This is a genomic window from Amycolatopsis sp. NBC_01286 (assembly GCF_035982555.1).
Taxonomy (GTDB): domain Bacteria; phylum Actinomycetota; class Actinomycetes; order Mycobacteriales; family Pseudonocardiaceae; genus Amycolatopsis.
The window spans coordinates 3,307,996-3,320,710 of record NZ_CP108428.1; the positions used below are offsets into that span (position 1 = coordinate 3,307,996).

The following is a 12,715-nucleotide window of genomic DNA, read 5'->3' on the forward strand; positions in this document are numbered from 1 at the left end:
TCACCGGGAGTTAACCGACAGCAAATTGAACCCGTTCGTACCAGAGTGGCGTGGACGTTCGGACCAGTGAGCGACCCGGCAAGCGGATGACAGACTGGGCGGATGGCCGTGATCCACACCGATGACCGGGACGACCCGCGACTCGACGACTTCCGCGACCTGTCCACTGCGGACCGGCGTCCGGACCGCCCTGGTGGCAAGGGACTCGTGATCGCCGAGGGCACCGTCGTGGTGTCGCGGCTGCTGGCGTCCCGGTACCCCGTGCGCGCGCTGCTGGGCGTCGAACGGCGGTTCGCCGAGCTGGCGGACGACCTGGCCGGGACGGACGCGCCCCAGTACGTCACTTCGGCGGAGGTGATGGCCGACGTCGTCGGCTTCCACCTCAACCGCGGCATCCTCGCGATCGCCGACCGGCCGGCGCCGCCGACGGTATCCGACGTCGTGGCCGGGGCCGGCACGATCGCCGTGCTGGAAGGCGTGGGGGACCACGAAAACCTCGGCGCGCTCTTCCGCAACGCGGCCGCGCTCGGCGTCGACGGCGTGCTGCTCGGCCCCGGCTGCTCCGACCCGCTGTACCGGCGCAGCGTGCGCGTGTCCATGGGACACGTCCTGCGCGTCCCCTTCGGGTACCTGACGGACTGGCCGGGCGGGCTCCACGACCTGCGGTCGCGCGGGTTCGCCGTCGCCGCGTTCACCCCGCGGCCGGGCTCGGTCCCGCTGCGCGAGCTGCGTGAGCGCGTGCCGGGTCCGGTGGCCCTGCTGTTCGGCGCGGAAGGGCCCGGACTGACCGAGACGGCGCTCGCGGCTGCTGATCACGCGGTCCGGATACCCATGCCCGAGGGAGTCGACTCCCTCAATATCGCGACGGCCGCCGCCGTGGCGTTCTACGAACTGGTCTCGGGTGACTAAGGTGACGGCGATCTCTATTCTCGGCTGACCCCGCCGGCGCGAAAGGACCCCATGGAGCTGCGGATCCGCGGTGAGCGCGCGGTGCTGGCCGGACCCGGTGGCGACCAGGCGCGCGAGGTGGATCCGTACAAGCTCGCGATCGGCGGGGATCTGGCGCAGGCCCTGCACGAGTGGGCGCGGGTGGCTTCCGCCGTGTCCGCCGACCCGGGCGCGGAGGCGGCCTCCGTCGTCTCGCAGCGCGGCCGTCAGCTGGCCGGCCGGCTGGCCGCGGTGATGGGCACGGCCGTGCGGTTCGTGGATCCGGTGACCGGCGCCGACACCGTCGTCGAGCCGCCGCCGCGCCAGCCCGAAACCGGCCGCAAGCTGGTCCGGACGGTGCTCGGCCCGCCGGGACCGCCCGGCGAGCCCACGCCGTGGGTCACCGGGCTGATCGTCTCCGCGTTCATCGCGGCCGTGGTCGTGGTGGCGATGCTGGCGCTGGCGACGACGCTGGCGCGCGAGACCAGCAGCTGGCTCGCCCTGGTGGCGTCGGTGGTGGTGACGGCCGGGATCGCGCCGTCGCTGTGGCTGATCCGCCGCACCCCGATCCTGCGCTGGGCCGCCTACGGCGCGGCGGGCGGCGTGCTGATCGCGTGGATCGGCGTGCTGGTCATCGTCTTCAGCGGCGCCTGACGCAGGGGATACTGGCGCGATGGAGCAGCTGGACGCGTTGCGGAAGTTGTGTCTCGCGCTGCCGGAGGCGAGCGAGCGGGACAGCCACGGTGAGCCGACGTGGTTCGTGCGCGGCAAGAAGACCTTCGTCAGCTTCGCGAACCACCACCACGACGACGGCCGGCTCGCCTTCTGGTGCCCGGCGGCGGCCGGGGTGCAGGAGGAGCTGGTGCGCACCGAGCCCGAGCGGTTCTTCCGGCCGCCCTACGTCGGGCACCGCGGGTGGCTGGGGGTGCGGCTGGACGTCGACGTCGACTGGGCCGAGATCGACCGGATCGTGCGTGACGCCTACCGCCTGGTCGCGCCGAAGTCGCTCGCCGCGCTGGTCGAGTAGGACCTAACCGCGCTGCGAGCGGACCCCGAGCAGCACGTCCTCCCAGGACGGCACGATCGGGTGGTTCTTTTTGGCCTTCGGGCGCGCGGGCTCCTCCGCGGTGGCCGTCTCCTCTTCGGGGTCGGCCGGGACGCGGGGGATCTCGCGGGTGTCGTCGTCCGGGTCCGGCTCGGCGGCCGGCAGCTCGGCGTGGTCCGGCGGCACCGAGTCCAGCGTCGGCTGGAACTCCGCGTCGCGGGCCGGGTTGAGCGCGCGGACCGTCCGGGGCGGGCGGTAGGCGTTGGGGTCGAGCAGGACCTCGGCGTTCTCGTCGAGCGCCGTCACCGTGCCACCGTGCGCTCCCGGGGCAAACGCCCAGTGCGCGCGGTTGTCCGAGCGGCCGGCCTTCCAGCGCAGCACGACGACCCAGCGGCCGTCGTCGCCCTTCCAGGAGTCCCAGGTGGCCTGCGAGTAGTCGTGCCCGCGCACGCCGAAGCCGTACGCGACGACCTCGCCGAGCGTCTGGACGTCCGGGCCGTCTTCGCGGACCGGGTGCGCGCTCTGCGCGAGCTCGGCCGTGCGCGACCGCTCGAGCAGGACGGGGTAGGCGTAGCGCTCGACGCGCTGCTCCGAGATCCCGGCGCCGCTCGCGACCTGTTCGACTGATTCGCCGGCGCGGATTCGCGCCTGGATCTCGCGTGGCCGCATCTGGCTCTCCAACTCGATTTCGATCTGGCCGAGGCGGGTGATGTCACCCCGCGCCGCCGCGCGCAGTCTCTCATCGGCCGGGAGGAGGAATTGCGTACGGCTCGCCGGGTCTTCGCACACGATGGACTTACCGTCCTCGTGCAACCCGACCACTCGCAGCGTGCGCATTGTTCGCCTTCCCCGATGCTTCACCGTTGTGGGTGCCCACGTTAGAACGGCGCGTCGGCTTGACGTGCGAGGCGCGCCGAGTCATCACCCAAAGGACCACTGTTCATCTTGTGACTCTCGCATCATCCGTGCCCAGGTCAGCGGCGATCGTGTGACACGCCGACCACGCAAAGTCACGATCGAGTGGATCGCTTCGGCGTGTTCCGGCAAAATCTCCTCCGACTGGCCCAGTCCGCTGGGCCCTGTGGTTTCTGGGACTGATGTGACTACTGGGACGCGTGGGACGTCGCGAGGTTCCCGCTCAGGACGGCAGGCGGACGGTCACGGTGAGCCCGCCGCGCTTGCCCGGCTGGGCCTCGGCGGTGCCGCCGTGGGCGTGGGCGACCGAACGCACGATCGAGAGCCCGAGCCCGGCGTTGCGCGTGTCGCCGGTCCGCTCGGCGCCGTTGATCCGGCGGAACGGCTCGAAGAGCGTCGGCACGGCGTCCGGCGGGACCACCGGGCCCGAGTTGCGGACCTCCAGGGCCGGGTCGCCGCGGACCTCGACGTACACCCAGCCGCCGCGGGCGTTGTACGTGATCGCGTTGACCACCAGGTTCGTCACCAGCCGCTCCAGCAGCACCGGGTCGCCCGCCACCGTGCGCGGCCGGAAGCGGGTCTCCACCTTGACGCCCGCCGACTCCGCCTGGGCCGCGGTGGCCCGCACGACCGCCGCGACGACCTGGTCGAGCCGGACCGGCGTGCGCGCGGTCAGGCCGCGGTCGCTGCGGGCCAGGATCAGCAGGCCCTCGATCATCCGCTCGCTGCGCTCGTTGGTGTGCAGCAGGTGCGTGCCGAGCTTCCGCAGGTCGGGCGCGACTTCGGGGTCGGCCATCGCGACCTCGATCAGCGTCCGCTGCACGGCCAGCGGCGTCCGCAGCTCGTGGGAGGCGTTCGCGACGAACCGCTTCTGGCTGTCGAACGACTCCGCGAGCCGGTCAAGCATGCCGTCGAAGGTGTCGGCCAGCTCCTTCAGCTCGTCGGGCGGACCTTCGAGGTTGATCCGCCGGTCGAGCTTGCCCGCCTCGAGCCGCCGCGCGGCCGACGTGATGTCGTGCAGCGGCCGCAGCGCCCGCCCGGCCATCAGCCAGCCGAACAGGACGGCGAGCGCGGCCGTCGCCACGAGCGCGATCGCCGAGTTGACGACCAGGGTGGACAGCGTCGAGGAGCGGTACTCGTCCAGCGAGCCGCTGACCAGCCGCACGGCCATCCCGGCGGGCGCCTGGACCGTGTCGTCCGGGAGCCCGTACGCCATGTCGGCGGCGGAGCCGAGCGACGCCGTCGCGAACCGGGCCGGGTCGGGCAGCGTGCCCTGCACCAGCAGGTAGTCGATGACGACCAGGACCAACCCGGCCAGCAGGAACAGCCCGCCGTACCAGGCGGTCAGCTTGGTCCGGACGGACAGCGCGTTCACGGGGTGCCGAACCGGTAGCCGGCGCCGGGCAGCGTCTCGATCACCGGTGGGTCGCCGAGCTTGCGGCGCAACGTCATCACCGCGACGCGCACCGCGTTGGTGAACGGGTCCGCGTGCTCGTCCCACGCCTTGTCCAGCAGGTCCTCGGCGCTCACCACCGTGCCCTCGGCCCGCATCAGCACTTCCAGCACGGCGAACTCCTTCGGCGAGAGCTGCAGGAACCGGCCGTCGCGCGCGGCCTGGTGGCGCGGCAGGTCCAGCACGACGCCGTCGCGCTGCAGCACCGGCGGCAACGCGGGCCGCGCGCGCCGGGACAGCGCCTGCACCCGGGCGACCAGCTCGGCGAACGCGAACGGCTTGGTCAGGTAGTCGTCGGCGCCCAAGCCCAGCCCGGCGACGCGGTCGGTGACGTCGGCGGCGGCCGTCAGCATCAGCACCCGTGCCTCGCCGCCCGCCGCGACGACGGCGGCGCACACCGCGTCGCCGTGCACCTTCGGCAGGTCGCGGTCGAGGACGACGACGTCGTAGCCGTGCACCCCGACCCGCTCGAGGGCTTGTTCGCCGTCGTAACAGACGTCGACGGCCATCGAGAAGCGGCGAAGCCCCTCCGCGACCGAGTCGGCGAGCAGCCGCTCGTCCTCCACCACCAGCACACGCACCCGCCCAGTCTGCCCAGGCGGGCCATAAGCCCCGCATAAGCGACTTCGCTTAGCGCGCCGGAATCCCCCGATCCGTAGACCTTGCCACCGAACCGGAAGACCGGAAGAAGGGAGCGAGCCGATGCGAACACGCCTGACGCTCATCGCGGCGATCGGCGCCGCGGTGCTGCTCGCGGGGTGCGGGGCCAAGCCGGACGACGCGTCGAAGGTGGCCTCGATCTCGGGGCCGTCCTCGTCGGCCCCGGCCAAGGCCGCCGACAACAAGAGCGACGAAGACAAGATGCGCGACTTCGCCAAGTGCATGCGCGAGCACGGCGTCGACATGCCCGACCCGAAGCCGGCGGGCGACGGCGGGATGGCGGTCACGCTCGGGGGTGACGCCAAGGACGCGGGGAAGCTCGACGCGGCGCAGAGCGCCTGCAAGAGCCTCATGCCCAACGGCGGCGAGATGAAGCCGCCGAGCCCCGAAGAGCTGGACAAGATGCGCAAGGACGCCAAGTGCATGCGGGACCACGGCATCGACATGCCCGACCCCGATCCGAGCGGCAAGGGCGCGACGCGGATGGGTGGCCCGGGCGACGACCCGTCGAAGTTCGAGGCCGCCGCGAAGGCGTGCGGGCTCGGCATGTCGATGCACGCTGAACCGGCGGCACCGGCCCGATGACCGAGATGATCGAATCCAAGCCGCGACGCCGGGGCCGGGCGCGCTGGTTCATCGCCGCGGCCGTGCTCGTCGTGGTGGTGGGCACCGGCTCCGCCGTGATCCTCACCCGCGTCTCCTCCGCCACCTCGGTGCAGGAGGCCGCTCCGCCGCCCGTCGAGACGGCGGAGGTGGCCAAGACCGACCTCGCCGAGGAAGAGGAGGCCGACGGCACCCTCGGCTACGGCGAGGAGTCCTCGGTCGCCGGCCGCAAGCCCGGCACCGTCACGTCGTTGCCCGACGCCGGCGCGACCCTCACCCGCTGCAAGGCCGTGTACGGCGTCGACGCCAAGCCGGTGCCGCTGTTCTACGGCACGCTGCCGTTCTACCGCGACCTCGCCGCGGGCGCGGCCGACGGCGCCGACGTCAAGCAGCTCGAGGAGAACCTCAAGGCGTGTGGCTACGGCGGTTTCGGCACGCCGGACAAGAAGTTCACGTCGGCGACGGCGGCCGCGCTGAAGAAGTGGCAGAAGGCGCTGGGGCTGGACCAGACCGGCGCGTTCGGCCCGGGCGACGTCGTCCTCGCGGCGGGGGAGCTGCGCGTGTCGGCGTTGTCGGCCAAGCTCGGCTCGCCGGCCCAGGGCGAGGTGCTCAAGACCAGCGGCACCGTCCGCTCGGTGCAGGTCAAGCTCGACGCAGCCAAGCAGGACCTCGCCCAGCAGGGCGCGAAGGCGTCCGTGACGATCAACGGGAAGACGTCGAAGGGCACGATCACCGACGTCGGGAAGTCGGCGGTCGAGGGCAAGGACGGGGCGGGCCAGGACGACGGCAAGCCCAAGATCACCGTGACCGTCCAGCTCGACGACCCGGCCGTGGCCGGCACGCTCGACTCGGCCCCGGCGACCGTCCGGTTCACCAAGGACGTCCACTCCGGCGTGCTCGCGGTGCCGGTCGGCGCGCTGCTCGCGCTCGCCGAAGGCGGTTACGCCGTCGAGGTCGACGAGAACGGGAAGCGGCGGCTCATCGCCGTCCGAACGGGACTGTTCAGCGGCGGCAAGGTCGAGGTCGGCGGCAACGGCCTGACCGCGGGCATGCGGGTGGTGACGACGTCGTGACGCCCGTCCTGCGCGTGCACGAGGTCACGCGCGCCTACCCCGGCGGCGTCGCCGCGCTCGACGGCGTCTCGCTGAGCCTGGAAGACGGCGAGATGGTGGCGATCGTCGGGCCGTCCGGGTCCGGGAAGTCGACGCTGCTGCACCTGATGGGCACGCTCGACCGGCCGTCCACCGGCCGCGTCGAGCTGCGCGGCCACGACGTCGCCGCGCTGTCCGACCGGAAGGTCTCGGCGCTGCGGTCGCGCTGGATCGGGTTCGTGTTCCAGCAGTTCTTCCTCGACGAAGGGATGAGTGCGGTGGACAACGTGTGCACCGGCCTGCTCTACGCCGGGGTGCCGCGGCGGCTGCGGCGCACGCGAGCCCGGGAAGCGCTCGACCGCGTCGGGCTGGGGCATCGGGCGTGGCACCGGCCCGGCGAGCTGTCCGGCGGGGAACGCCAGCGCGTCGCGATCGCCAGGGCCGTCGTCAACGACCCGGCGATCCTGCTGGCCGACGAGCCGACCGGCAACCTCGACACCGGGACCGGCGCGGCCGTGCTCGCGCTGCTGGGCGAGCTGTCCGCCGACGGCACGACGATCGTGGTGATCACCCACGACCGGGAGATCGCCGCGGGCATGCCGCGCCGGATCGAGCTGCTCGACGGGCACCTGCGGCTCGACACCGGTCTGGTGGGTGCGCGGTGATCGCCCCACCCGAGGTCCAGCTGCCCGAGCCGGCCCGGCTCAAGCCACCGGACGTCGTCGCGCTCGGCGCCCACGGCATGCGGACGCGGCCCGTGCGCGCGGTGCTTTCCGCGCTGGGCATCGCGATCGGCGTCGCGGCGATGGTGGCGGTGCTGGCGATCCCGGCGTCCGGCGCGCAGGCCCTGCACGACCGGCTGGCCGCGCTCGGCACCAACCTGCTCACCGCCGGGCCGGGGCAGACGTTGTTCGGGGCCAACGCGACCCTGCCGGACGACGCCGTCGCGATGGCCAAGCGGATCGCGCCGGTGACCGCGGCGACCGGCACCGGGACGACGTCGGCCAGCGTGCGGCGCAGCGACAAGATCCCGGTCGACGAGACGTCCGGGCTCGGCGTCTTCGCGGCGCGACCGGACCTGCTCGGGGTGCTGGGCGGGAAGGTCCGGTCGGGGGCGTTCCTGGCCCCGGGCAACCGGAACTACCCGGTGACGGTGCTCGGTGCGCAGGCCGCCGCGCGGCTCGGCATCGACCACGTCGACCCGGCACGGCCGCCGCAGGTGCTGATCGGCTCGCAGTGGTTCACCGTCGTCGGGATCCTCGGGCCGATGCCGCTGGCGCCGGAGATCGAACGCTCGGCGTTGGTCGGCTGGGACGTCGCGGAGCGGCTCCTCGGCTTCGACGGCCACCCGTCCACGGTGTACGTCCGCGCGAACGAGTCCGAAGTGGACGGTGTGCGGTCGGTGCTGGGCGCGACGCTGAACCCGCAGGCGCCCAACGAGGTCGAGGTCCGCCGCCCGTCGGACGCGCTCGCCGCGCAGAAGCTCACCGACAACACCTACAGCGCGCTGTTCCTCGGCCTCGGCGGGGTCGCGCTGCTCGTCGGCGGCGTCGGGGTGGCGAACACGATGGTCATCTCGGTGCTGGAACGGCGGCGCGAGATCGGCCTGCGCCGCGCGCTCGGGGCCACGAAACGCCAGGTGCGCGGGCAGTTCCTGGCCGAATCGGTGCTGCTGTCCGGGCTCGGCGGGCTGGCCGGCGTCGTGACCGGGGTGCTGGTGACCGCGGGCTACGCGCTGAGCCAGGGCTGGCCGGCCGTGCTGCCGGTCGGCGCGCTGGCCGGCGGCGTCGGCGTCGCGGCACTGGTCGGAGCGGTCGCCGGGGCGTACCCGGCGGTCCGCGCGGCGCGGCTCGCCCCGACGCGGGCGCTCGCCTGAGCCGTCACTTTCGTACCAAAAGTGTCTTCGGATCACTTTTGGTACGAAAGTGGCGCTTCGGCCGCACCTTCGCGTGTGCCCTACACCGGAATTGAGCAAGGTGGAAGATTCCCCGACCGTGGCTCGCGGCGTTGAATATCGATCAAATCCGTTGATCGAAAGGGCGGCTGCCGTGGTGCGCGTCGAGGCGAACAGACGTGATTTCCTCCGCTGGCTGGCGACGGCCGGCGCGGGCCTCGCCGCCGCGGGTGTCGCGCCCGCGCTCTTCGCCCAGGAAGCCGCCGCGGCCGGCACGGACGTCGTCGTCGTGCTCGGCGCCACCGTCGTCGACGGCACCGACGCCCCGGCCCGGCCGAACTCCGCGGTCGTGCTGGTCGGTGACCGGATCGCCTGGGTCGGCCCGGCGGCCGAGCTGCCGCACCACGCGGGCGCCCGGATCGTCGACGGCCGCGGCCGGTACCTGATCCCCGGCCTCTGGGACATGCACGCCCACGGCATCGACTACGAAAAGCTGTGGCCGCCGCTGTTCCTGGCCAACGGCGTCACCGGCATCCGCGAGATGCAGGGCTACGACGAGAACCGCGCCACCCGCGACAAGATCGTGCGCGGCGAGCTGCTCGGCCCCCGGGTCGTGCTCGCCAGCTCGATCCTCGACGGCCCGGTCAGCCTGCTCGGCCCGCCGATCACGCAGGTGGCGACCCCCGAAGAGGGGCGTGCGGCCGTCCGGACCGCCGTCGAGCAGGGCTCCGACTTCGTCAAGGTCTACTTCTACCTGCCGAAGGACGTGTTCCTGGCGATCGCCGACGAGTGCCGCCGCGTCGGCCTGCCGTTCGCCGGGCACTGGCCGTACCGGCTGCGCCAGGTCGAGGCCGCGAGGGCCGGGCAGCGCACCTTCGAGCACCTCTTCGGCCTGTCCATCGCCACGTCCCGGCGCCGGGACGAGTTCCTGGCCCGCCTCGACGCGACGCCGTTCGACCCGGACGCGAAGCGCGACTTCTTCAACCTCGCCCGCGACCTCGACCGGCAGGCGGCCCAGACCTACGACCCGGCCACCGCGGAGCGCCACTTCGCCCAGCTCAAGGCGCTGGACAACTGGGTGAGCCCGACGTTCACCGTCAACCGCGTGATGTCGAGCCCGACCGAAACCTACGCGCACGACCCGCGGCTCAAGTACGTCTCGCAGGACATCGTCGACTACTGGGCCGACCGGCTCCCGATGTTCACGCCGGCCACGGCCGAGCAGATCGACCAGCAGAACGCGTACTTCGAGGCGCAGCTGCGCCTCGTCGGCGCCGCGCACCGGGCCGGGCTGGGGGTCCTCGGCGGCACCGACTGCCTGAACCCGTACGTCTTCCCGGGCTTCAGCCTGCACGACGAGCTCGGCTACCTGGTCCAGGCCGGGCTGTCGCCGCGGCAGGCGCTGCAGACGGTGACGCGCGACGCCGCGCGGTTCCTCGGCCGGTCGGCCACCGCGGGCACGATCACCCCCGGCAAGGTCGCCGACGTGGTGCTGCTCGACGCGAACCCGCTCACCGACATCCGCGCGGTCCGCCGGATCGACACCGTCGTCACCGCGGGCCGCGTGCTCGACCGGGCGCGCCTGACCCGGATGCTGGCGGACGCCGAGACGGCGGCGAAGCAGCCGCTGGCGAGCGCGAACAGCAGGTCAGTGGGCTTGCCGGTGCGTGGCTGCTGCTGAGCGCCCGGTAATCTCGGCCGGTCGGAGACCGGCTCGAGGGGGATGCGTGTCACAGTGGTCCGGGCGGAAGCTGGCGGGGGCGCTCGTCGTGCTCGAAGTCGCCGCCGTGGTGCTGGTACTCGTGCTGAAGCGGTTCGACGGCCTCGACCTGGAGGTCTACCTGGGCGGCGCGAAGGCGCTGGCCCAGCAGGGCTCGCCGTACGACGCCTGGGTGCCGACGACGCACCAGATCCTGCTGCCGTTCACCTACACGCCGTTCGCGGCGGCGGTGTTCCTGCCGGGCACGCTGCTGCCGTTCGCGGCGACGATGAAGCTCGTCAGCATCGCCTCGATCCTCGCGACCGGCGTCGTCGCCTACCTCTACGTCGCGACGCTCAACGGCTCGCTGACCGACGCCTCGAAGGTCCACGGCCGCGCGGTGGCGGCGCTCGTCGCGATCGTGGCGCAGCTGGCCGGCGCGCTGCTCGAGCCGGTGCGCTCGACGCTGGGCTTCGGGCAGATCAACGCGCTGCTCATGGTCCTGGTGGTGCTCGACGTCCTGCTGCCCGGCAAGCGCGGGCGGACGAAGGGCCTGCTGATCGGCGTGGCCGCGGCGATCAAGCTGACGCCGGCGGTGTTCGTCGTCTACTTCCTGTTCCGCCGCGACTTCAAGTCGGCCGCGCGGGTGGTCGCCGGGTTCGTGGCGGCGGGCGCGCTGCTGTGGCTGGTCCGGCCATCGGCGTCCTTCACGTACTGGACGAAGCTCGTCTTCGACGCGGGCCGCATCGGCGGCGTCGACTACGTCGGCAACCAGTCGTTGAAGGGCCTGGTGACGCGGCTCGGCCTGCCGGAAACCGCGGGGAACGTCGTGTGGCTGCTGGCCGCGCTCGCCGTGATGGCGGTGGTCGCGGTGGTGATCGTCCGGGCGGCCGAGCCGGTGCTCGGGCTGACCGCGTGCGCGCTGGGCGGGCTGCTGGTGTCGCCGATCTCGTGGACGCACCACTGGACGTGGTGCGTGCCGATCCTGGTACTGGCCGGGTACTACGGCGTCCGGTCCTGGCGCACCGACCGCGTGGTGACGTGGTGGGCCGGCGCGGTCGTCGTGGCCGGCCTGGCGCTGTTCATCTGGGGGCCGATGTGGTTCGCCCCGCGCCCGGCCCCCTCGGTGGGCTGGTGGCTGGCGACGGAGTCGTACGAACTCTTCGGCCTCGCCCTGCTGGTCCTCGCGGCTTTCGCCGCACCTCGCCTGAAAGCCGTGAAGGCCTCCTTACCGGCCGTAAGAGCCGGTAAGGAGGCCTTCACGGACGTCTAGGTCAGCTGCCCAGGCGCTCGACGACGTATTCGATGCTTTGGGTGAGCTTCGTGATGTCGTCCGGGTCGATGGCCGGGAACAGGCCGACGCGCAGCTGGTTGCGGCCCAGCTTGCGGTACGGCTCGGTGTCGACGATCCCGTTGGCGCGCAGCACCTTCGCCACCGCGGCGGCGTCGACCTCGTCGGCGAAGTCCACCGTGCCGACGACCTGCGAGCGCAGGTCCGGGTCCTTCACGAACGGCGTCGTGTAGCTGGTCTTCTCGGCCCACTCGTAGAGCCGCGACGACGAGTCCTTCGTGCGCGCGGTCGTCCACTCCAGGCCGCCCTGGCCGTTCATCCACTCGATCTGCTCGGCGAGCAGGAAGAGCGTGGCCACGGCCGGGGTGTTGTACGTCTGGTCCTTGCGGGAGTTGTCCAGCGCGGTGGTCAGCGACAGGAACTCCGGGATCCAGCGGTCGCCGCCGTCGATCTCGCCGATCCGCTCGACCGCGGCGGGCGAGGCCAGCGCGATCCACAGGCCGCCGTCCGCGGCGAACGACTTCTGCGGCGCGAAGTAGTAGACGTCGAAGTCCTCGGCCTTGACGGGCAGGCCGCCGGCGCCGGAGGTGGCGTCGATCGCGACCAGCGCGCCGTCGGAACCTTCGGGACGGCGAACCGGGACGGCGACACCGGTCGACGTCTCGTTGTGCGCCCAGCCGACCAGGTCGGCCCCGGCCTCGTAGGCGATCTCGGGCGCGCTGCCCGCTTCGGCCTTGACGACGATCGGGTCGGCCAGGAACGGCGCGCCCTTGGTGACGGAGGCGAACTTCGAGGAGAACTCGCCGTAGGTGAAGTGCTGCGAGCGCTCGCGCACCAGGCCGAACGCGGCCGCGTCCCAGAACGCCGTGGTGCCGCCGTTGCCGAGGATCACCTCGTAGCCCTCGGGGAGCGAGAACAGCTCGGACAGCCCGGCCCGGACGCGCCCGACGAGCGACTTGACCGGCTTCTGCCGGTGTGACGTACCGAGGTAGGTGGAACCGGACTCCGCCAGGGCGCTCAGCTGCTCGGCGCGGACCTTCGACGGTCCGCAGCCGAAGCGGCCGTCGGCCGGCTTGAGATCTGCGGGGATGGTCAACTCAGCGTCGGTCATGTGGCCAGTCTCTCAGGTCGGGACAG

13 protein-coding genes are annotated in these 12,715 nt (G+C 72.5%); 9 read left to right on the top strand and 4 right to left on the bottom strand.

Going from position 1 to position 12,715, the window contains the following annotated elements:
* Window positions 1-102 precede the first annotated feature (102 nt).
* Genes OG570_RS16105 through OG570_RS16115 form a run of 3 tightly spaced genes read left to right on the top strand, consistent with a single transcriptional unit; the run spans window position 103 to window position 1,954 of the window.
* The gene (locus tag OG570_RS16105; RefSeq protein WP_326957323.1) at window positions 103-909 is read left to right on the top strand and encodes a TrmH family RNA methyltransferase; all 807 of its coding nucleotides are present in this window, start codon (window positions 103-105) and stop codon (window positions 907-909) included.
* A 51-nt stretch (window positions 910-960) separates the two neighbouring features.
* Window positions 961-1,581 (top strand): DUF2537 domain-containing protein, encoded by a 621-nt coding sequence (locus OG570_RS16110; protein ID WP_247058431.1) that lies wholly within the window; start codon window positions 961-963, stop codon window positions 1,579-1,581.
* A gap of 19 nt (window positions 1,582-1,600) precedes the next feature.
* A complete protein-coding gene (locus OG570_RS16115; RefSeq protein ID WP_326944682.1) occupies window positions 1,601-1,954 on the top strand; it encodes an MmcQ/YjbR family DNA-binding protein in 354 nt (117 codons plus the stop codon).
* Window positions 1,955-1,957: 3 nt separating this feature from the next.
* Here the strand turns inward: OG570_RS16115 and sepH are convergent, their stop codons facing one another.
* The 3 genes from sepH to OG570_RS16130 form a co-directional block, all read right to left on the bottom strand.
* Window positions 1,958-2,809, bottom strand: a complete 852-nt coding sequence (gene sepH / locus OG570_RS16120) for a septation protein SepH (RefSeq protein ID WP_326944681.1) — start codon at window positions 2,807-2,809, stop codon at window positions 1,958-1,960.
* A gap of 301 nt (window positions 2,810-3,110) precedes the next feature.
* Window positions 3,111-4,262 (bottom strand): sensor histidine kinase, encoded by a 1,152-nt coding sequence (locus tag OG570_RS16125; RefSeq protein WP_326957325.1) that lies wholly within the window; start codon window positions 4,260-4,262, stop codon window positions 3,111-3,113.
* Window positions 4,259-4,921 (bottom strand): response regulator transcription factor, encoded by a 663-nt coding sequence (locus tag OG570_RS16130; RefSeq protein WP_326957327.1) that lies wholly within the window; start codon window positions 4,919-4,921, stop codon window positions 4,259-4,261. Before OG570_RS16130 ends, OG570_RS16125 begins: the two co-directional genes overlap by 4 nt.
* 121 nt (window positions 4,922-5,042) lie before the next feature.
* Here OG570_RS16130 and OG570_RS16135 point away from each other — a divergent pair, with 121 nt between their 5' ends.
* The 6 genes from OG570_RS16135 to OG570_RS16160 all read left to right on the top strand — a co-directional run bounded on the left by OG570_RS16135 (window position 5,043) and on the right by OG570_RS16160 (window position 11,560).
* On the top strand, window positions 5,043-5,585 hold the full coding sequence (locus OG570_RS16135) for a hypothetical protein (RefSeq protein WP_326957329.1): 543 nt from the start codon (window positions 5,043-5,045) through the stop codon (window positions 5,583-5,585).
* A 5-nt stretch (window positions 5,586-5,590) separates the two neighbouring features.
* Window positions 5,591-6,676, top strand: coding sequence for a peptidoglycan-binding protein (locus tag OG570_RS16140; protein ID WP_326957331.1), 1,086 nt, complete (start codon window positions 5,591-5,593; stop codon window positions 6,674-6,676).
* Window positions 6,673-7,359: an ABC transporter ATP-binding protein gene (locus OG570_RS16145; RefSeq protein ID WP_326957333.1), complete on the top strand. Its 687-nt coding sequence runs from the start codon at window positions 6,673-6,675 to the stop codon at window positions 7,357-7,359. The genes OG570_RS16140 and OG570_RS16145 overlap by 4 nt, the downstream gene beginning before the upstream one ends.
* A gap of 77 nt (window positions 7,360-7,436) precedes the next feature.
* Window positions 7,437-8,570 (top strand): ABC transporter permease, encoded by a 1,134-nt coding sequence (locus tag OG570_RS16150; protein ID WP_326960040.1) that lies wholly within the window; start codon window positions 7,437-7,439, stop codon window positions 8,568-8,570.
* 172 nt (window positions 8,571-8,742) lie between these two features.
* Window positions 8,743-10,269: an amidohydrolase family protein gene (locus OG570_RS16155; RefSeq protein ID WP_326944675.1), complete on the top strand. Its 1,527-nt coding sequence runs from the start codon at window positions 8,743-8,745 to the stop codon at window positions 10,267-10,269.
* Between the two features lie 46 nt (window positions 10,270-10,315).
* Entirely contained in the window at window positions 10,316-11,560 is a 1,245-nt protein-coding gene (locus OG570_RS16160; protein ID WP_326957335.1) for a glycosyltransferase 87 family protein, read from the top strand.
* A gap of 1 nt (window position 11,561) precedes the next feature.
* Here OG570_RS16160 and serC read toward each other — a convergent pair whose 3' ends face one another.
* Window positions 11,562-12,689 (bottom strand): phosphoserine transaminase, encoded by a 1,128-nt coding sequence (gene serC, locus OG570_RS16165; protein ID WP_326957337.1) that lies wholly within the window; start codon window positions 12,687-12,689, stop codon window positions 11,562-11,564.
* Window positions 12,690-12,715 lie beyond the last annotated feature (26 nt).

What these genes read in the sequence shown, in the direction of transcription:
- OG570_RS16105 (WP_326957323.1), top strand. Translation starts at nt 103, where the DNA reads ATGGCCGTGATCCACACCGATGACCGGGACGACCCGCGACTCGACGAC.
- OG570_RS16110 (WP_247058431.1), top strand. Translation starts at nt 961, where the DNA reads ATGGAGCTGCGGATCCGCGGTGAGCGCGCGGTGCTGGCCGGACCCGGT.
- OG570_RS16115 (WP_326944682.1), top strand. Translation starts at nt 1,601, where the DNA reads ATGGAGCAGCTGGACGCGTTGCGGAAGTTGTGTCTCGCGCTGCCGGAG.
- sepH (WP_326944681.1), bottom strand. Translation starts at nt 2,809, where the DNA reads ATGCGCACGCTGCGAGTGGTCGGGTTGCACGAGGACGGTAAGTCCATC.
- OG570_RS16135 (WP_326957329.1), top strand. Translation starts at nt 5,043, where the DNA reads ATGCGAACACGCCTGACGCTCATCGCGGCGATCGGCGCCGCGGTGCTG.
- OG570_RS16140 (WP_326957331.1), top strand. Translation starts at nt 5,591, where the DNA reads ATGATCGAATCCAAGCCGCGACGCCGGGGCCGGGCGCGCTGGTTCATC.
- OG570_RS16150 (WP_326960040.1), top strand. Translation starts at nt 7,437, where the DNA reads ATGCGGACGCGGCCCGTGCGCGCGGTGCTTTCCGCGCTGGGCATCGCG.
- serC (WP_326957337.1), bottom strand. Translation starts at nt 12,689, where the DNA reads ATGACCGACGCTGAGTTGACCATCCCCGCAGATCTCAAGCCGGCCGAC.